The 19903-nt window shown below is 37.9% G+C and carries 17 protein-coding genes; 4 read left to right on the forward strand and 13 right to left on the reverse strand.

What is annotated here, in order from left to right; all coding sequences use genetic code 11:
- Positions 1-33: 33 nt before the first annotated feature.
- The 10 genes from scfB to E7L28_RS05100 form a co-directional block, all read right to left on the reverse strand.
- Positions 34-1443 carry a thioether cross-link-forming SCIFF peptide maturase gene (gene scfB, locus E7L28_RS05055; protein WP_004697254.1) on the reverse strand — a complete coding sequence of 470 codons (1410 nt, stop codon included), beginning with the start codon at positions 1441-1443 and terminating at the stop codon, positions 34-36.
- A 166-nt stretch (positions 1444-1609) separates the two neighbouring features.
- Entirely contained in the window at positions 1610-1753 is a 144-nt protein-coding gene (scfA, locus tag E7L28_RS05060) for a six-cysteine ranthipeptide SCIFF (protein ID WP_004693318.1), read from the reverse strand.
- Between the two features lie 100 nt (positions 1754-1853).
- Positions 1854-2615 (reverse strand): ECF transporter S component, encoded by a 762-nt coding sequence (locus E7L28_RS05065; RefSeq protein ID WP_004697341.1) that lies wholly within the window; start codon positions 2613-2615, stop codon positions 1854-1856.
- 49 nt (positions 2616-2664) lie between these two features.
- On the reverse strand, positions 2665-3507 hold the full coding sequence (locus tag E7L28_RS05070; RefSeq protein WP_004697021.1) for a hypothetical protein: 843 nt from the start codon (positions 3505-3507) through the stop codon (positions 2665-2667).
- Entirely contained in the window at positions 3500-3904 is a 405-nt protein-coding gene (locus E7L28_RS05075) for a hypothetical protein (protein WP_004697236.1), read from the reverse strand. The genes E7L28_RS05070 and E7L28_RS05075 overlap by 8 nt, the downstream gene beginning before the upstream one ends.
- A gap of 115 nt (positions 3905-4019) precedes the next feature.
- Positions 4020-6158 (reverse strand): heavy metal translocating P-type ATPase, encoded by a 2139-nt coding sequence (locus tag E7L28_RS05080; protein WP_004697375.1) that lies wholly within the window; start codon positions 6156-6158, stop codon positions 4020-4022.
- A gap of 16 nt (positions 6159-6174) precedes the next feature.
- Complete coding sequence (locus tag E7L28_RS05085; protein ID WP_004697111.1) at positions 6175-6435, reverse strand: DUF6110 family protein; 261 nt, start codon at positions 6433-6435, stop codon at positions 6175-6177.
- Positions 6436-6539: 104 nt separating this feature from the next.
- Positions 6540-6746, reverse strand: coding sequence for a FeoB-associated Cys-rich membrane protein (locus tag E7L28_RS05090; RefSeq protein WP_004697259.1), 207 nt, complete (start codon positions 6744-6746; stop codon positions 6540-6542).
- A gap of 231 nt (positions 6747-6977) precedes the next feature.
- The gene (gene feoB, locus E7L28_RS05095) at positions 6978-9350 is read right to left on the reverse strand and encodes a ferrous iron transport protein B (protein WP_316711482.1); all 2373 of its coding nucleotides are present in this window, start codon (positions 9348-9350) and stop codon (positions 6978-6980) included.
- A gap of 9 nt (positions 9351-9359) precedes the next feature.
- Positions 9360-9593 carry a FeoA family protein gene (locus E7L28_RS05100; RefSeq protein WP_004697076.1) on the reverse strand — a complete coding sequence of 78 codons (234 nt, stop codon included), beginning with the start codon at positions 9591-9593 and terminating at the stop codon, positions 9360-9362.
- Positions 9594-10130: 537 nt separating this feature from the next.
- On the opposite strand from E7L28_RS05100, the gene E7L28_RS05105 reads away from it, so the two are divergent.
- Complete coding sequence (locus E7L28_RS05105) at positions 10131-11429, forward strand: DEAD/DEAH box helicase (protein ID WP_004697119.1); 1299 nt, start codon at positions 10131-10133, stop codon at positions 11427-11429.
- 123 nt (positions 11430-11552) lie between these two features.
- On the opposite strand, the gene E7L28_RS05110 is transcribed toward E7L28_RS05105, so the two are convergent.
- Positions 11553-13874, reverse strand: a complete 2322-nt coding sequence (locus tag E7L28_RS05110) for a DNA topoisomerase 3 (RefSeq protein WP_316691667.1) — start codon at positions 13872-13874, stop codon at positions 11553-11555.
- Positions 13875-14052: 178 nt separating this feature from the next.
- On the opposite strand from E7L28_RS05110, the gene E7L28_RS05115 reads away from it, so the two are divergent.
- Both E7L28_RS05115 and E7L28_RS05120 read left to right on the forward strand, forming a co-directional pair.
- Positions 14053-15648 carry a peptide chain release factor 3 gene (locus E7L28_RS05115; protein ID WP_008600556.1) on the forward strand — a complete coding sequence of 532 codons (1596 nt, stop codon included), beginning with the start codon at positions 14053-14055 and terminating at the stop codon, positions 15646-15648.
- Positions 15649-16093: 445 nt separating this feature from the next.
- A complete protein-coding gene (locus E7L28_RS05120; RefSeq protein WP_008600554.1) occupies positions 16094-17341 on the forward strand; it encodes a sodium/glutamate symporter in 1248 nt (415 codons plus the stop codon).
- 91 nt (positions 17342-17432) lie between these two features.
- On the opposite strand, the gene rsmA is transcribed toward E7L28_RS05120, so the two are convergent.
- Together rsmA and rnmV are read right to left on the reverse strand one after the other, a co-directional pair.
- A complete protein-coding gene (rsmA, locus tag E7L28_RS05125) occupies positions 17433-18287 on the reverse strand; it encodes a 16S rRNA (adenine(1518)-N(6)/adenine(1519)-N(6))-dimethyltransferase RsmA (protein WP_004697159.1) in 855 nt (284 codons plus the stop codon).
- 13 nt (positions 18288-18300) lie between these two features.
- Positions 18301-18828: a ribonuclease M5 gene (gene rnmV / locus E7L28_RS05130; RefSeq protein WP_227036793.1), complete on the reverse strand. Its 528-nt coding sequence runs from the start codon at positions 18826-18828 to the stop codon at positions 18301-18303.
- A 106-nt stretch (positions 18829-18934) separates the two neighbouring features.
- Between rnmV and E7L28_RS05135 the strand changes: the two genes are divergently transcribed.
- The gene (locus E7L28_RS05135; RefSeq protein WP_316691668.1) at positions 18935-19873 is read left to right on the forward strand and encodes a LysR family transcriptional regulator; all 939 of its coding nucleotides are present in this window, start codon (positions 18935-18937) and stop codon (positions 19871-19873) included.
- The last annotated feature ends 30 nt before the right edge of the window (positions 19874-19903 follow it).

Raw genomic sequence — 19903 nt, forward strand, 5'->3', positions numbered from 1 at the left:
AAACTCCTACTATACTCGGAGAATCAAGTGTAATTAACCTAATGCAACAGGAATACTGCCATCAATACCAGCTTGTTCTAATTCAGCTTGAATCATGATAGCACATTCAATACGTTTCTTCTGTAAACGACAACCAAATTCATAAGGTGTCTCTAGATCGCCACCCAATGTAATGTTGTTAGCATGACAGCCACCGGAACAGAAGAATTTCGCCCAACATTCAGCACAAATTGGCTTAGAGAATACATGTGTATTACGGAAATCTTTAGGAATCTCTGTATTTTGTAAACCATCATACACATTACCAAGCACGTATCCATCTTTGCCTACAAATTGATGGCATGGATAAATATCACCATTTGGTACAATCGCCATATATTCATGACCTGCCCCACAACCTCGAAGGCGTTTCGCCATACATGGCCCACGATATAAATCCATGCGGAAGTGGAAGAAGTTAAACTTCTCACCCCAGCCTTCTAACTGGCGTTGTAAATAAATATCTGCTAGTTTTTCATATTCTTTCTCTAAAGCTGGCCAATCTTCTTCACGAAGTACATAGTCCCCTTCTTCACCGACAACAGGCTCCATGGACAAATGCTCAAAGCCGAGATCAGACATTGCCATAACGTCTTTAGTAAAGTCTAAGTTTTTATGTGTATACGTACCACGTACATAGTATTCAAGACCGTGACGCTGTTTTACAGCATTGACAAGATTCTTTGCAATATATTTATAGGATTCAGCACCACTACCCGCTACAGGTCGCATCGCATTATGAACGGATTCACGACCATCCAAAGATAATACAAGACTCATCTTATGCTCATTCACATAATCAATTTTATCTTGTGTTAAAAGCATACCATTCGTGGTCAATGTAAGTTTGAAGATTTTGTTGTGCTTTTCTTGAATGGATTCAATGTATTCAACCGTTTGCTTAACAACATCCCAGTTCAACAATGGCTCACCACCGAAAAAGTCAATTTCACAATGTTGGCGAGGTCCACTCATTTTAATAAGAAAGTCCACAGCTCGTTTTGCTACATCAAAGCTCATCAATTCTCGTTTAACACCGCCGTAATCACCTTGACTAGCAAAGCAATATTTGCATGCTAAGTTACAATCATGAGCAATATTTAAGCATAATGCCTTAACAATAGGTTTCTCACCTACTACAAGTTTAAACTCTTTACTCATCGGTGCAAATAATTGCTCCGCTTTGATGAGCTCATCTAACTCGTCCATAATCTCATCTAGTTCTACTGCATCTTCTTTAGCATCTAACGCAGCATGTACAGCATCGCGATTAGTGCCATCATATATGTCAAGAACTCTATCGATGAGTTCGTCGATAACATGGATAATACCGCTATTTACGTCTAAGCAGTAATAGTTATCCTTCATCCGAAACTTATGGATCATTGGTTTTAATTCTAACATGGTACCTCCAATTGATTTGTATGGTAAAAGCTCTAGTATATAGAACTTTCTAGATAATTGTACCACATTTCCACACTAAACGTTATAAAAAGAGTCATAAAGATATACTATACAATGTATGTCTTTAAAACATAAATAAAAAAGGCCCGCTAAGCGAGCCTCTTCATTATTTTTGTTTGCAAACTTGGTTACCAACTGTGCAGCTTGTTTTACAAGCGGATTGGCAAGATGTTTGACATTCCCCACAACCGCCAGTTTTAGCAGTTTTTTGTAAGGATTCAGTGTTGATAGTACGAATACGTTTAGCCATGATTATCCTCCTCAATACTTATCGAATGATATTTATTTTATCATATTTATAAAAAGCCTGTAAAATACTATTTCGTTATATTTTCGTCTACAACTTCAGCTTATTTGGTTTCTACCACTTCAGTTTCTCCTAATTGATGGTCTGTAACTTTTGCGTCTCGCATAGCTTCACCTTTAGTTTTCTTAGGAGCATCCTTACGCAATACTTTTCGTAAAGCCATTGCCACTGGTGTTACAATTACAGCAGCAAAAACTGCTTCTGGAATACCATGTGTAACAGACAAGAATACAATAGAGCCTAATACTTGATCTGGACTAAGATTCATTTTAAGAGCAAACATATCTGCATAGAGTAAGAAGATTAATCCCATAACCATGATCGTATGAAATACAGTCCCCATAAAAGCAGAAACAATAATACGCGGACCTTGCGGTGCTTTCCACAATAATAGATATACCAAATATGCTAATACTGGGAAAAGTATACGCGGTAATACGGAAATGATTGGATTAATAAATAGTGGGGATAAAATATTAGGAGCTGTAATATTTTGCCACAAACTATAGCAACCAAAGATAAAGCCAACAAAGGCCCCCACTTTTGGTCCTTCTACAATAGCACCAATTAGAGTTGGTACATGTAAAGTTGTTACATTTAGCGGTCCTAATGGAATAATACCATAACCAGAAAGCCCTAATGCAATAGTGATACCTGCTAGTAGACCAATAATTGTCAATTCTCGAATCGTAATGCCACTTTTCTTCTCTTTTTTGGCCTCTTTACGTTCAACTTGCTTCAGTTTTTCATTGTCGTGGATTGATACAGTTGAGTTATCATCCACTGGACGTTCAATGTTGTTCATAGATCCTCCTTCGTTCTCATTCCTTACGGATATAAGTCGAAACTAGAAATTAAATACGTTCACGGCGTCGTGAAATTATACCACGTTCTACCAATGCGCCTATAATCACCGCTATACCTGTCATACCAGCTTCTAATAAAGTGGGAGTAACAAACACGAGCGGATTACCTTGATACGTTGGGAAAACGGTGGGAACTAAAGATACAATAAATTCTGGAATATAACCACCGTATAAAATATGGGCATTCATAGCAAGCCATAAAGCAGCGGTTAAAACAATGCGAAATAATCGTATACCTCTATATGCTATATCTCTTGGATATAAATAAAATACAAATACCAACAAAGAAACTAGTAATAATACAAGTTCAGCAAATAATATATTCACATTCATTGATGATGCATACATGAAGTATACCATCGGATCCTGTAAATCAATATACAAAAGCGAACCAATGTATAAAAATGGGATTGGTATAGTATACCCGATTATATCAAGGGCTTCATCTACCATGCCCCATCGATGTTTTCGATCAAAAAACTTAGTTGCTAACAGACCACAAAGTTCAATGAGCACTTGAACGATAAAATACACCACGAATAGAAGCAATGCTGTTACAATTCCATTCTCTGTTGTAAAGCTAAATGGCGTATGAAGAAATGAAAATACTGTCCACCAAGCCCAACTATATGCATGATAGCCCATACTCAATGGTAGGTCGTCGTTAAATTTAGCATTCTTAAGTCTACGCACCATGAGTGGTATTACAAGAGACAATACAGGGAATACTAATATAGGTAACGCTAATGCTCCACTCAAGGAAAGAACTGTTGTTACAGCACTTACAAATAAAGCGCAAACAACGGTAAATAACCAGAAACTCTTATTCATTACGGCCTCCCACTAAGCGAGTAAGACCATACGCTAGAATCAAGCTAATAGTGACACCGATATACATAGCTACTAAGAAAGCTACATCTCGGCCTGCTGTAGGCCAGCCCCATAACATCGATAAATCTACACCGAGAAAAATACCTTTATAGCTAATGCCGTGGATTATAATCCAACTTACAACATAAGCAATACGGCTAATCGATTTACCATCTCCAAAGGTACTACTTTTAAATGATAAATATGCCCAAGGCATAATTAGGGATAAAAGCAAATACCATACAAGTGCTACCATCGCACTCGATCCATTATGAATCATATACGCAATAATAGGAATGACTACAATAAATAGATTCAAGTAGATGGATCTTTTACAAATATCCATTAATGTGTTCATAAAGATCTCCTATGATATGTAATCTCTTTGTATTTTACAATAATCATAGATAAATGTCATCAAAAAAGAAAAACCTCCATATAGGTAAATGAATACCTTATATGGAGGTTTCTAATTAAGCTACTACAGAGTCAGCTGTTACATCAATTGTAGGAACAGCGTCCTTTGGTTCTTCTTTTTTCAACAATGGAGTCATGCTTTCTAAGCCGATACCCAATGTGAATAGATTATGCAACCATGCTGTTTGGCTTGGCGGCATAATACCGAGTACGCCACCACCTACAAGAGCACCGTTGAAACCAACGATACCATTGTAATTAGCTTTGATACGTTTCATCAATGCCATAGAAATGCGGCGTAAATCTACAAGAGCTTGTAGATGATCGGAAGAAATAGTAACATTTGCAATTTTTTGAGCGATTGGTGCGCCTTCATTCATAGCGATACCAACATGTGCTTCAGAAATTGCTGGGGAATCGTTAATACCATCCCCTACCATCATAACAGTATAGCCTTCAGCTTTTGCTTGTTTTACATAAGCTGCTTTATCTTCTGGCAATACTTCAGCATGCAATTCATCGATGCCGAGTTCGTCAGCTACACGTTGTGCATTACGTTTGGAGTCGCCAGTCATCATGACAACCTTTTTAATACCCAATGTGTGTAAATCAGCTATAACTTGTTTTGCTTCCTCACGAACAGGGTCTTTAATACAAATAACCGCTGCTAGTGTACCTCCAATAGCGAGGTAAATATGTGAAGATGAATTTGGTAAATTGTTGAATTTTTCTTGTTCATCTGCAGGAATTTTTGTCTTTTCATCATCAAAGATGTAGTGAGCACTACCAATGCGTACACGGTAGCGACCAACTTTAGATGCAATACCATGAGCTACAACGTATTCTACGTCGGAGTGCATTTCCTTGTGAGGCAAGTCATGATCCTTAGCAGCGCGTACAATTGCTTTTGCCATGGAGTGAGGGAAATGTTCCTCAATACATGCAGCTAATTTCAACATTTCATCTGCATCATGACCGTTGAACGGGATGATTTGTTCAAACTCAGGTTCTGCTTTTGTAAGAGTACCAGTTTTATCGAACACAATCATATCTGCTTGTGCAATTTGTTCTAAGAACTTACCACCTTTAACAGTGATACCGCGTTTAGATGCTTCTTGCATAGCGGAAAGTACTGCTAATGGAATGGATAATTTTAGAGCACAAGAGAAGTCAACCATAACGAAAGACAATGCTTTCATTACATTTCGAGTCAACAAATATGTTAAACCAGCACCAATAAAGCTAATTGGAACTAATTTATCTGCCATGCGGTATGCTTGTTGTTCCATACCGGATTTCATTTGTTCAGACTCTTCAATGAGGTTAACGATTTTTTCGTAACGAGATGTTTTGGATGTACTACGTACTTCTACAATAGCTTTACCGTCTTCAACAACAGTACCTGCATATACAGAACTGTCTTGATCGCGACGAACCGCTTCTGGTTCACCAGTCATGGAGCTTTCATTAACAAGAACAACACCATCGATAACGACGCCATCCAAAGGAATCACTTCGCCTTGGCGAATAATAATTTGATCACCTGCCACAACTTCGTTAACTGGCTTGCTCACTTCAATGTCATCAACTAAAACCCATACTTTATCTACGTTCAAGGACATGCTTTGAGCGAGATTTAATACAGATTTACGGTGAGTCCATTCTTCTAAGATATCACCAATACCTAATAGGTACATAACAGCGCCAGCTGTAGGGTAATCCTTTTGAAGTAATGCAGCACCAATAGCTACACCATCAAGTACTTCGACAGTTAACTTACGTTGCCACAATGTTTTAATAGCCTTACCAATAAATTTAATACCATCAAACCAAGCCCATGCAGCTGCAATAGGCGCAGGAAGCACTGCTTTTTTACCTAAGTAAAGTGCAGTACGGTTGATCATCATTTCACGGTATTTTTTATTTACCAAGCGAGGAGAATATTCGTTTAAAGCAGGAGCTTCAGACAAATCTAAATCGCGTAGACCTAGCACTGCATCACGCACAGCATCAACATCGCCAGTATGTTTAATGGCGATTTGACTGCTACGAGTGTAGAAGGTTACATCTACAATTGCATCATTAAGGAGTAATGTATCCTCTACATAAGCTGCTTCAGCCTCTGTAAAGTGATGACCAGTTACCTTAACATGCAAGCGATTTCTGAGTTTTTTTACTACAGAAAATTGTAACATATGTGCAATCCTCTAATTATTTGTTTTCTTCAAAGATTTCTTCGTTGCGTGCTTCGTTGATTTCTTGAGCTTCTGCCAATACATCAGATGCGGATGCTTGTACTTTTTCAGCTGTTTCTAATACAGTTTCTTTAGCGCGAAGACCAGCTGCTACGATACCAGCATATACTTTTTTAGCATCTTTAGAAGTTAATACTTTAAGACCTACAGTACCCAATGCAAGACCTGCTGCGAATAAGTTAGCGTTTTTAAGATTTTTTTGATCGATGTTGAACATGATAATATTCCTTTCTACTAAATATGATAAAAAATTTAATTACTATATTTGAAAAGAGGAGCCATTATAGAGACCCCTCATTCAAATTCAGAATTCGTATTAGCTTACTTAGCAGTACGTTTAATGCCTAGTGCTTTATTGGAACCATCACAGCTGCAGTTACCACCGCAACCAGAAGATTTTTTAGAGCCAGACTTGGAGCTACCGCCACCACAGCCGCAGCCACCTTTACCAGACATTTGTTTGTAAAATTTATTACCGATATAAGCTAATGCTAATACAACTATGAGTCCTATAACAAGATTATCCATTATTATGCCTCTTTCTCAATATCTACTAAATTATAATATGTGTATTAGTGATAAACAAGATAAAAGCAATATCTAAAGGATATTTCCCTTTTCTCATTATCATTTAACCACGAATATTGATAATTATCAAGTATTATTTTTAAATTACTTATAACAAAATCGCAATTTTTAAATTCATTTTTGTTTAAAGAATCTAAAAGTGGCTAAACTCTCCTATTTAGCGATTTTAGATTAGAAACCTAATGCGCGACCTATGTTATAGAAGATGAAACATGCAATCCATGCAAATGTATTTTCATAGCAGAACATGAATGCAACCCATTTCCAAGAACCTGTTTCACGTTTGATAACAGCTAATGTTGCCAAACAAGGTGGGTAAATTAATACGAACAACATCATTGTTAATGCAATCAATGGTGAGAAGTTTGAATCATTTTGTAAGTAATCAGTCAATGGAGCTGGATTTTTATCATCACCACCTACTGCATATACTGTACCCAATGTAGAAATTACTACCTCTTTAGCCGCTAAACCAGCTACGAGAGATAAGCCCATTTTCCAGTCGAAGCCCAATGGTTCAAGTACTGGGTTGATTGCTTTACCAAAGGATGCTGCATAGGATTGTTCAATTTTTTCAGCAGCTTGTTCTTTATCAAGTTTGTCATTTTCAGCATCTAAGTTAGCACTGTTTTTATACATTGCCCATGCTGCTGGGAACAAGTCTTTATTTTCATCTTTAATATCATTGAATAATTCAGGTGCTTCAGAATCATCCTCTACTGCTACTTCAGGTTCATCTTCTCCTGCTTGCTTAGCAGCATCAGTAGCATCTTGTACAGTAGATTTCATATCTTCAACAATTTTATCAACTGCATCTTTTTGGTCATCTGTAGCAATACCGAATTGAGATAATGTAGCTGCATCTTTTACTTCATACTCTTGAGCAACTTGTTCTTTCACTGCATCATAATCTTTGGAGTATTCTACATCCATTGGATATGCAGTGATGAACCAAATCAAGATGGAAGCAGCCATAATGAAAGTACCGGCTTTAATGATGTACAATTTAGCACGTTCATACATGTGCATCCATGTAGCTTTCAATGTAGGCAAATGATATGGAGGTAATTCCATTACAAATGGTTCTGCTTCACCAGCAAATAAGAACTTACGGAAAATTTTTGCAAAGATAATACCGAAGATGATACCCAAGAAGTATACAGAGAATACAACTAAAGTACTATCCCAACCATTTGGGAAGAACGCATTTGCAAATAAGATATACACTGGCAAACGTGCAGAACAACTCATGAATGGTGTAATCAAAATCGTAACCATTCGATCCTTGTAGTTGTCGAGGATACGGGCACCCATTACGGATGGTACGGAACAACCGAAACCCAATAATAAAGGAATAAAGGATTTACCATGTAAGCCACATGCGCGCATTACACGGTCAATAACGAAGGCTGCACGAGCCATATAACCTGTATCTTCCAAGAAAGAAATGCCAAGGAAGAGTAATAAAATTAATGGTAAGAATGAAAGTACCGCACCTACGCCGGCAATAATACCATCAGATACGAGTGACTGTAATTGGCCCTCTGGAATAGTCTGAACCGCATAAGCTTGTAATGCAGCGAAACCATCCTCGATCCAACCTTGAGGAATACCACCAACGAAGTTAACGAACGCAAACAATAAGTACATAACAACCATGAAGATTGGTAAGCCCCAAATTCGATGCGTTAAGATTTTGTCATAACGGTCAGAGCGTGTTTCCAATTGAGTTGGCGCTTGTGTTAAACATGTATTATATACTTCTACTGCAAAGCGGTGACGATATTCTTGGAAGACAATATCAAGATCAACTTGATCCTTAATTTCTTCACGAATAGCTTCAGCCTTTTGAATAACAGCTTCCGTATTATCAAAGCGCATAACTTTGCCAATAACGTCAGCATCTTTTTCTAACAACTTAACAGCAATCCAACGAAGTGGATATGTAACAGTGCCCGCTTGTTTTAGCAATTCTACAAGCTCACTAATTTTACCTTCTAACAAATCACCATAGTTAATTGTTACACCAGGAGCTTTTTGAGAAGCAGCTACACTAATTGTTGCTTCTAACAAGTCTTTTGTACCAATGTTTGTACGACCTACTGTGCTAACAATTGTAGCCCCTGTCATTTCTGCCATTTTTTTTAGGTCGTATTTGATGCCCATTTCTTCAGCAACGTCAGCCATGTTTAGAGCAATAACCATTGGCTTTTCAAGTTCCAATAATTGTGCAGCTAAATATAAGTTACGTTCCAAGTTAGATGCATCAAGAACATTAACAATAACATCTGGGTTATCATTTACGATAACATTACGCGCTACTAACTCATCCAAGGAACGTGCAGTTAAGCTATATGTACCTGGTAAGTCAATAAACAATAACTCATGGCCATCAAAGTTCGTATGGCCTTCCTTTTTTTCTACTGTAACGCCGGCATAGTTACCAACGTGTTGCTTCGCCCCTGTGATATTGTTAAACATTGTAGTTTTACCACAGTTAGGGTTACCTGCTAAGGCAATGCGAATTTGCCCATTCTCTGCCATGTGAACCTCCTATTGAACCTCTACATCAATCATGCCAGCTTCGCTTGTACGAAGTGCTAATTCAAAGTTTTTTACTTTGATTTCCACCGGATCCCCCAAAGGGGCAAACTTCATAACATGGATTTTTGTACCATTTACAAGACCCATGTCAATTAGACGATGCTTAACATTGCCACTGCCATGTAGTGCAACAATAAGACCAGACTCACCTGGTTTCATGTCTTTTAACTTTTTGATAGCCATACGACACCTCCTAATTATTGTACCTAACAACCTCATATTAAACACACCAAATAATAATGCGTATTAATATCTTAAATTATTATATCAAATCAAGCATTAATTTCAACAATTATTATCATTTTTATGGTTATTTTTTATCTCATATCTATATTTTATTATCATATTTAATATGAGATTATCTATATAATTATCTAATAAAATACTGAATACTAGCTGAAATTTAATATTTCATAGCTATATATTTAGATACTGTAATCAATAAACTCTATTAAGATTATCATTTACAAATACTCTCACATTCTCAATTAATAGTTTATAAACAGTTTAAATGTAGCTATTTTAATATTTTCATTTCTCATTTTACTTAGTTATATCAGTATTTTTCCATATATTATCAAAAAAATATACCCAAAATACTATAATATTTATTGAGCCTAGAGTATGTTAAGACTATACATCTTCCAAGTTCAATTCATTTGCCCCTAATATGTGCATACGTTATAATTAATATAATATGTATTATAGAAAGGACGATTCATGAAATCTTTTAAATCTTTAGGTGTTTGTGATGAACTTATCCAAGCCCTACAAAAACAAGGTATAAAGGAGCCTACGCCAATTCAAGAACAATCCATTCCTGTCGTCTTTAAAGGGAATGATGTCATAGCCAAAGCTCAAACCGGCACGGGGAAAACACTAGCATTCTTACTGCCAATTCTACAACGTGTACATACTGATGTTCATCAAGAACAAGTGCTTATCATTGCGCCTACACGAGAACTAATTAAACAAATTTCCGATGAAGCGAAGGAAATAGGTTCTATTTTAAATGTAGATATCCTCCCTCTTATCGGCGGCAAAACAATCGAGGCACAGTTACAACAGTTAGGCCGCCGACCTCAAGTCATCTTAGGTACACCTGGTCGTCTATTGGATCATGCAAAGCGCGGTTCTCTCCATCTAGACTGTATTCGTCGTGTTGTACTAGATGAAGCAGACCAAATGCTTCACATGGGCTTCTTACCAGATATCGAAAATCTCATCGGCCAAACAGATGCCAATAGACAACTATTACTATTCTCCGCTACAATTCCAGATAAAATCCGAAATCTCGCAAAGGCATATATGTCTAAACCCGTTTCAGTAACGGCAGAAGGAAAACACATCACTCTCGAATCAATTGATCAACGAGTGTATATGATGAATCCTGAAGAAAAAACACAACGGCTCATCAAAATGATTGAAGATGATAATCCGTTTTTAGCTATAGTTTTCTGTAATAAACGGGAAGGTGCCATTCGTTTATCCTACGAATTAACTGCAGCGGGGCTCAATATAGCAGAAATGCACGGTGACTTGACACAAGGTCGTCGCACACAAATTCTGCGAGACTTTGCAAAAGCTAAAACACAAATCTTAGTGGCTACTGATATTGCGGCTCGCGGTATCGACATCGAAGGTATCACACATGTATATAATTACGACGTACCTCGCGATGTAGATTACTACATCCACCGCATTGGCCGTACAGGTCGTGCTGGTAACTCTGGCGTGGCTGTAACCTTTGCGACACCACAAGACGAATCATGGTTACGACGCATCGAACGAGCTATCCAAGCTACACTTACAAAATATACTAAGGATGGTCAGATCAAAACTAAGGGCAATGCTAGCACTGCTCCAAAACGCACAAAATTAGCTAGTAAACCTAAGATTACAAGCACTTACCAATCCACTAAGGCTAAAGCTCACAAAGCACGAGGCCATAAAGGCTCCAATACACGCCAACGCCGTGCTTCTACCTCCCAAACTGGTCGTCGTGGCAAACGCAGATAAAATTCAGCTTAATATCCTAAACTAAATGAAGCAATTTTTCTTCTACAAGAACAGTTTCAAAAAAAGACGCGCACAGCTAAGCTGTACGCGTCTTTTTATTATTTACAATAAAAACAATCATTTCTAAGTAATGTTAGATTTGTTAACATAAATACTCGGTACCCCATCTACATCAGAACATTGGGTCTTACATTGAGATCGATTACTACAAATCCAGTTTGTTCGACCTCTCACCTCTTGTTTCACAAAGTAACCTACTTTACATCTAGGGCATTTATATTGTTTATCTTCATCAGATACTTCAATATTACCTTCAACACTAGAAGTATCCTCTTCTACTTGCTGCGTATGTTTACACCTAGGATAATTCGTGCACCCTAAAAAGGCACCAAATTTACCATTCCGCTGTTGCAAACGGCCCTTTTTACACTTAGGACATACAGGCAATGAAGACAAGTCTATGCTTTCATTATCCATAGGGCGTTTACGATTTTGGCTCGTTATAGTTCGAACCACATTTGGCATCATTTGATCAAAGTTTATTACTTTATCAAAATCAAGTTTATCAATTAATAATTGTAAAAACTTAATTTGATCCGCTAAGAAGGAATCTAACGTATCCGCTCCTTCACTCATGAGTGCTAAGCGTTCTTCCCAAACAGCTGTTTCATCAGGATAAAGCAGCTCTTCTGGCAGAGCATCTACTAAGAGATAGCCCGTTTCCGTTGGAGATAAGACTTGCTTCTTCCCTGACGTTTTCATAAAGCCTCGACTGATAAGCTCATCAATTATGTTTGCCCGAGTTGCTTCTGTACCAATACCAGATACAGCCTTTAATTGCTTTTTCAAGTCTTCATTTTTTACGAATTTATGAATTTCCTTCATCGCTTGTAGTAATGTGGACGGCGTAAAACGGGATGGTGGCTTTGTTTGTTTAGCCTCTACAGAAGAATCCGTATATAAAACAGTATCGTTCTTTTTAACCGCTGGCAAGTGGTCCGTTTCTTCAATAACCTCTTTTTTAGGGTCTGATTCAGCCCCACGCTCATCGGTTAGATCAGGCTCGTCATTGTCTGTCGTAGATTTAGACTTATGTCGTTTATAAAGCAATTTCCATCCTTCTTCGATAACTACACGACCATTAGCTACAAACTCTTCCTTACATTGTTCTACTACAATTTTAGTTTGCTCGTAAATATGCTTCCCATAAAATTGCGCAATATAAGCTTGACTGATGAGGAAATAAATATTTCGCTCCTCTTGGGACAAACTATTTATATTGCAGGCCACCGTTGTAGGAATAATAGCATGATGGGCGGTAATTTTCTTTTCATTCCAAGCACGGCTCTTAATAGAACGATCTGCATCGGCAGCCCACTGTGCTAATCTCTCATCACCTGCATTTTGTAGATTGTTGAGGATTGCATTGCGATCATCATATTGATTGGGTGGTAAATATTCACAATCAGAACGTGGATAGGTAGTTAATTTCTTTTCGTATAATTTTTGCGCTGTATCAAGTACAGTCTGTGGATCATAAGAAAAGGCTTTACCTGCCAATACTTGTAAGGATGATAAGGATAAAGGCAATCGTTGTACATCTTTTTTCTTAGACTTTGTAACACCTTTAATAAAACCGTCTGGTCCAGCTTGTAAACATTCTACTAATTCATCAGCAATAGCTTTATTAATGAGTCGTCCATCTGGGTCAAGCCCCTTTTGTTCGTCTGTAGGCTGCCAAGTCGCCCAAAACACCCCATTAGGATGGTTATATAATACCTTTACAGTAAAATAGTCTACTGGTTTAAATGCAGCTAACTCTCGTTCTCTACGTACAACAAGAGCTAACGTTGGCGTCTTTACACGACCAATTGGCAATGTTACCTTATGACCTTTATAACGTTCAGATAATGTATAGGCCCGAGATAAATTCATCCCAATGAGCCAGTCTGCTCGCGCTCTTGCCAATGCAGATTGATATAGATTGTGAAAGTCCTTGTTATCTCTCAAATCATCAAGAGCAGAACGAATAGATTTTTCATCGAGGGCATTTAATAGAATACGCTGCACTGGTTTTGTATTACCTACATAGTACAAAACTTCGTCAACTAAAAGTTGACCTTCTCGATCCGGGTCACCTGCATTGACAATGACATCTGCTTTACTAATAAGGTCTTTTACAATTTCAAACTGTTGACGGCTGCTATCTGTGACAAGCAATTTCCACTCATCAGGCACGATAGGAAGATCTTGAGGGCGCCAACGGATATATTTATCATCGTAATCTCCTGGCTCAGCCTGATGCAATACATGACCTACTACCCAAGTCACCACATCATCCCCTTGGATAAAATAACCATTCCGTTTTTGGATATTCTTATTTTCTGGTAAGCATTTACTGATTTCGCGAGCCATGGATGGCTTTTCTGCAATAAATAACCGCATGGATCCCCTCCTTAACCTGAAGATAACGGCTAACCCCAAGCCGTTCTATGAAATCTCATTATACTACAATTTAGTGGTCATAACTAGAAAAATCATGTATAATTTTTACGATATATAGACTGTGAAAGTAAAACCTAAAGATTTATCTGCTTTCACAACACATTAATAGAGGTGAATCATGACATTTTTAGAAGAAGTACAACGTCGCCGTACGTTTGCTATCATATCTCACCCGGATGCGGGTAAAACAACATTAACGGAAAAATTACTATTATATGGTGGTGCCATTCACTTAGCCGGGTCCGTAAAGTCTCGTAAAACTGCAAAACACGCCGTATCCGACTGGATGGAAATTGAGAAACAACGTGGTATCTCTGTAACGAGCTCCGTGTTGCAATTTGACTACGACGGTTGCCGCGTAAACATCCTCGACACCCCTGGTCACCAAGACTTCTCAGAAGATACATACCGTACATTGATGGCTGCCGACAGTGCAGTCATGCTTATCGACGTAGCAAAAGGCGTAGAGGCCCAAACAAAGAAACTATTTGCTGTATCAAAAGAACGCGGTATTCCTATCTTTACATTTGTTAACAAAATTGACCATTTCGGTCGCAGTCCATTCGATCTAATGGAAGAAATCGAAAATGTTCTCGGCATCCGTACGTGCCCTATGAACTGGCCTATCGGTATCAACGGCGAATACAAAGGCGTCTACGATAGAGAGCACGAAACTATCGAACTCTTTGCAAAAGACGAAACTCATGGTCAAGAAAAACTTGCATCCGAAAAAGGTGCTTTAACGGATCCGCGCATGAAAGAGCTATTAGGTGACGATGTATACCAAGCATTGCTCGACGATATTGAGTTGCTAGACGTTGCTGGCGATCCATTCGATTTCGATAAAGTTCGTGCTGGTGAATTGACCCCTATGTTTTTTGGTTCTGCTATGACGAACTTCGGGGTAAAACCATTCTTAGAAAAATTCTTGGAACTAGCTCCATCCCCTGCTCCACGACAAGCGATAGAGGAAATGGTACAACCCACTAGCGAAGACTTCTCTGCTCTAGTATTTAAAATCCAAGCAAATATGGACCCGAACCACCATGACCGTATCGTATTTATGCGTATCTGCTCAGGTAAATTCGAAAAAGGTATGTCCGTATTACACCGCCAATCTAATAAAACAATCCGTCTATCTCAGCCTCAACAATTCTTGGCTACGGAACGTACCATCGTAGAAGATGCGTACCCAGGCGATATTATCGGTGTTTTTGATGCAGGTACTATGGGGGTAGGCGATACACTTTGTGCACAAAAACACAAAGTAACTTTCGGTGACTTCCCTGTATTCCCTCCGGAATTCTTTGCCCGCGTATCCCCAAAGGATACTATGAAACGTAAACAGTTCCAAAAAGGTATGACTCAATTGGCTCAAGAAGGAGCTGTTCAAATCTTTGAACAACCAGGCGCCCTTGATTCCTTCGTAGTCGGTGCCGTAGGTATGCTTCAATTTGAAGTTCTTGAGTACCGCCTCAAAAATGAATATGGTGTAGATTTATTAAATCATACTTTGCCATATGGTGTTGCTCGTTGGATTGACGGCGAAGTTGATATTGCATCCTTGAAAGGTATAGATAATGCGATGATTGTAAAAGATAATCGCGATCGCACCGTAGTTCTTATCTCTAACGAATGGCAAATGGGTTGGGTTCAAGAGCGTAATCCGGATGTAACATTCTTAACGGCCCCTAAATTACACCATGAGCTATAACGCCTAATTAACTTATTGCTAGGTCTATACATTTTAGTTATATCTTAACATGCATTTATAGAGCGAATTTATCACCATATATAATTTAGAGTCTTACTAAATCAACATAAAAATATTAAGTTTTAGAACTGGAGTATATTTTATATGATTATAAATATAAAAAATATATTCCAGTTTATTTTTTTATAACAAGAAGGAAAATCACAGATTTAAGTCGAATACATATAGTATGATTATGTACATAAGTAATATATATTATTACTTTTCTATATTTATATGTATAATCATAAAATTAGTTTTATTAATATTATTGTTTTTTGTGTTGTTATGAGTGTTTAAAGATAAAAATATAAACTTTTTATACGTTATATATTCTATAGTATTTTTTGACCATTCATGATACCATAAAACTCAGATTTATTTTTTATTTTAAAGGAGTGATTTTATGCCACTTATTGACTTAGCCTTAGTCAACAATGTATGGACCTTAAAACTGTCCATGATTCAAACTGTAGGTCTTGCCGTAATTACCTTATTCATCGGTACTTGGATCAATAAGCATTCCAAGTTCTTACAACGTATGTGTATGCCTGCACCAGCGGTAGGTGCTCTTCCATTTGCATTTTTAACTGCTATTTTATCTTATTATAAGATCTTAAACATTACCTTTGAAGGTTCCTTACAAACATTTTTAATGCTTGCCTTCTTTACCACGATTGGTTTAATGGCATCTTTAAAAGTCCTCAAAAAGGGCGGTATCTTCATTATTTTCTTCTTCTTAGCTTGTGCAGTGTGGATTGTAGTACAAAATACTGCAGGTATTATGATTGCCAAAGCATTAGGGATTGAGCCGATTATCGGCATCATGGCAGGTTCTGTATCTATGATTGGCGGCCTTGGTACAGCTGGTGCCTTTGGTCCATATTACGAGCAATTACTTGGTATCCCTGGTACCGCTTCCGCAGCAGTTGCAGCTGCAACATTCGGCATGGTAGCTGGTACAATCCTCGGCGCGCCTGTAGGTGAACGCATTATTAAAATGCATAAAGTTAAAACACCTTATGAAAATCCTGAGTTAATGGAGGATGAAGGCATCGATATAATTGAAGATCACGTTGAGAGCGGTGGCAAACAATTCAACGCTCAAGATCTTTTAACAATCTGTATGTGGATTGGCCTTGCATTAGGTATCGGTACCATCGTAAGTGCTGGATTATCTGTTCTTACTCCACTACCTGCATATATTGGCGCTATGATTTGTGCAGCAGTAATTCGTAACTTTGGTGATTTTACTAAAGCATACAAAATCAACGATGCAGCTCTTGATGCAGTATCTAATGTAGCATTATCCTTATTCGTAACAATGGCTATCAACAGCTTGAAATTAGTTCAATTAATTGATCTTGCTTTACCACTCATTACAATCTTAGTTGTACAAATGGCACTTATCTGTGTATTTGCATACCTTATTTACTTCCTCTTTGGTCGCAACTACGATGCAGTTATGCTTGGTGCCGGAGCTATCGGTTTCGGACTGGGTGCTACACCAAACGCATTAGTTAACATGTTATCCTTAGCAAGTAAACACGGCCCATCTCCTCGTGCTTGGCTCGTAGTTTCCTTAGTAGGTGCATTCTTAATTGACTTTGCAAATGCTTTCCTCATTACAACCATGGCTGGTATTCTTTACTAACTAAAAAGGACCCATTCGGGTCCTTTTTTTCATGAAAAAGAGCTTACTGGAATGATATTTTATCAGTCCAATAAGCTCTTTATGTATTATACTATTTGATTAATGCTGCCCATGCGTTGGCTACATCAGCAAATTCTTGAAGTGTAAAGGTCTCACCTCTTCGTTGACCATCAATATTTGCTTTTGCTAATAACTCTTCAATTCTATCTCTTGTTAAACCCGTTGTCTTCATCGTATTAGAGAATGTTTTACGGCGTTGCGCAAAACCAGCTTTCACAACGCGAAAAAATAGTTTCTCATCAATCACATCTACAGGTGGTTTATCACGCAATACGCAACGGATAACAGAACTTGTCACCGCTGGAGCTGGCAAAAAAGATTTAGGCGGTACATCAAGAACAATATCTGGTTCCGTATAATACTGAACAGCAACAGATAATGCGCCATAGTCCTTTGTACCGGGCTTTGCTATCATCCGTAAGGCCACCTCTTTTTGCACCATCACAACTAGACGTTCAATAGGTAATTTACTTTCCAACAAAGACATAATAATAGGTGTTGTAATATAATATGGCAAATTGGCAACCACTTTAAAAGGTTTGTGATTCATAATCGTTGGCACATCAAGCTTTAACACATCACCATGAATGATACGTACATTGTCATAAGATGCCAATGTCGTATCTAGTACCTCTAATAAGCGACGATCTAGCTCGATAGCCGTTACATCTGCCCCACTTTGAGCTAAACCTTGTGTCAACGTACCAATACCAGGACCGACCTCTAGGACAGGTTCCCCTACGGTTAATTCCGCAGCATGTACAATTTCATCAACTATGCCTCGCTTAATAAGAAAATTTTGCCCTAGCTTTTTGCTCATTTTAATATCAAAACGCTTACATATATAATGCACAACCTCTGGGCTTGCAATTACTGATTCTAACATCTTAACTCCTATTTTAACAATTTACTGCCTCTTCATAAGCATCTCGAGTTATACCATAATGATTTAAACGGTACAAAAATTGTTTACCATTACCGTATCCAATACCTAATTTAGCACCAATAACCGCTCGACGTGCTGCACTACCAGGCATACCAGACAATCCGTGACGCACTAAGTCCACCATAGTAAATTCGTTGGATGATTCTAAAGACTCTACGTGTAATGTAGATAGAGCTTTTCTGATTGAATCTGGAGATGCTTGTTCTATGCCAATGTCATCATTTGCAAACGCTTCGTCACGAGGCACAAAAGCATGTTGTGCATTAGGAAATTTTTTAGTTAAAACGCGTCGGATTCGCTCCCCTGCTGTATCAGGATCAGTTAATATGATAATGCCACGTTTCTCATAGGCAACGCGAATCATATCGATAACACCTTTTCGAAGAATGAAACCTTCTGTAGCAATACAATCAGCCTCTACAGCTTGAGCGATACGCTGAATATCAGATTTTCCTTCTACGACAATGACTTGTTTTAGCATAAATCCCCCTTTTATTCTATTAGTACATTGTAACATATATATAACATTGCTTAAATACTTATAATCGAGTAGTATTAATAGTGTAATATATAAAAGGAGGCCAATCATGACCTTACAACAATTAAAATATGTAACAACAATTGCCAATATAGGTAGCATTAGCGAAGCTGCCAAGAGATTATTTGTGTCTCAACCAAGCCTTACCAAAGCGATTAAAGAACTAGAGAAAGAAATGGGCATCACCATTTTCGATCGCACCAATAAAGGAATTACCGTATCCAAAGAAGGGGAACGCTTTCTCGGCTATGCGCGCCAAGTGCTGGAGCAAGCAGCCCTTTTAGAGGAACAATATAAAAGCCAAAGCGGCGGTAAAAAACAATTTTCCGTGTCTACCCAACACTATTCCTTTGCAGTCAATGCCTTTGTAGAGCTTTTAAAAGGCGCTGGAATCGACCAATACGATGTATCCTTACGAGAAACACAAACCTATGAAATCATCGATGACGTAGCTCATATGAAGAGTGAAATTGGTTTACTCTATTATAATGATTTCAACCGTCCTGTATTGGAAAAACTGATTCATACTAATGAATTAACCTTTACAGAATTATTTACGGCCCATCCTCATATCTTTATTGGTAAAACACATCCATTAGCCAATAAAGAGGTCGTCTCTATGGACGAATTAGAAGAATATCCATATATTTCCTTTGAACAAGGTGATCATAATTCCTTCTACTTTTCTGAAGAAATCTTCAGTACCGTAGTACGCCCAAAACATATTCGTGTTCGCGATAGAGCATCTTTATTTAGTTTACTGCTTGGCCTTGATGGATACACTGTATCTAGTGGTGTAATCGATAAAGAGGTAAATGGTGAAAACATCATTTCAGTACCACTTGCCGAAGAAGGTTTAATGCACATCGGCTATATTACTAATAATAAAATGCAACGCAGCCGTTTGGGTCAAGAATATATCCATGCCCTAAAACAATATGTTAGCAACTACGGTAGACATATTAAATTGCCGGAAAACAAAAAATAATTACATATCATATTATTAATAAGTCTATAT

The sequence above is a fragment of the Veillonella parvula genome, assembly GCF_032575955.1.
Classification (GTDB): domain Bacteria; phylum Bacillota; class Negativicutes; order Veillonellales; family Veillonellaceae; genus Veillonella; species Veillonella parvula_J.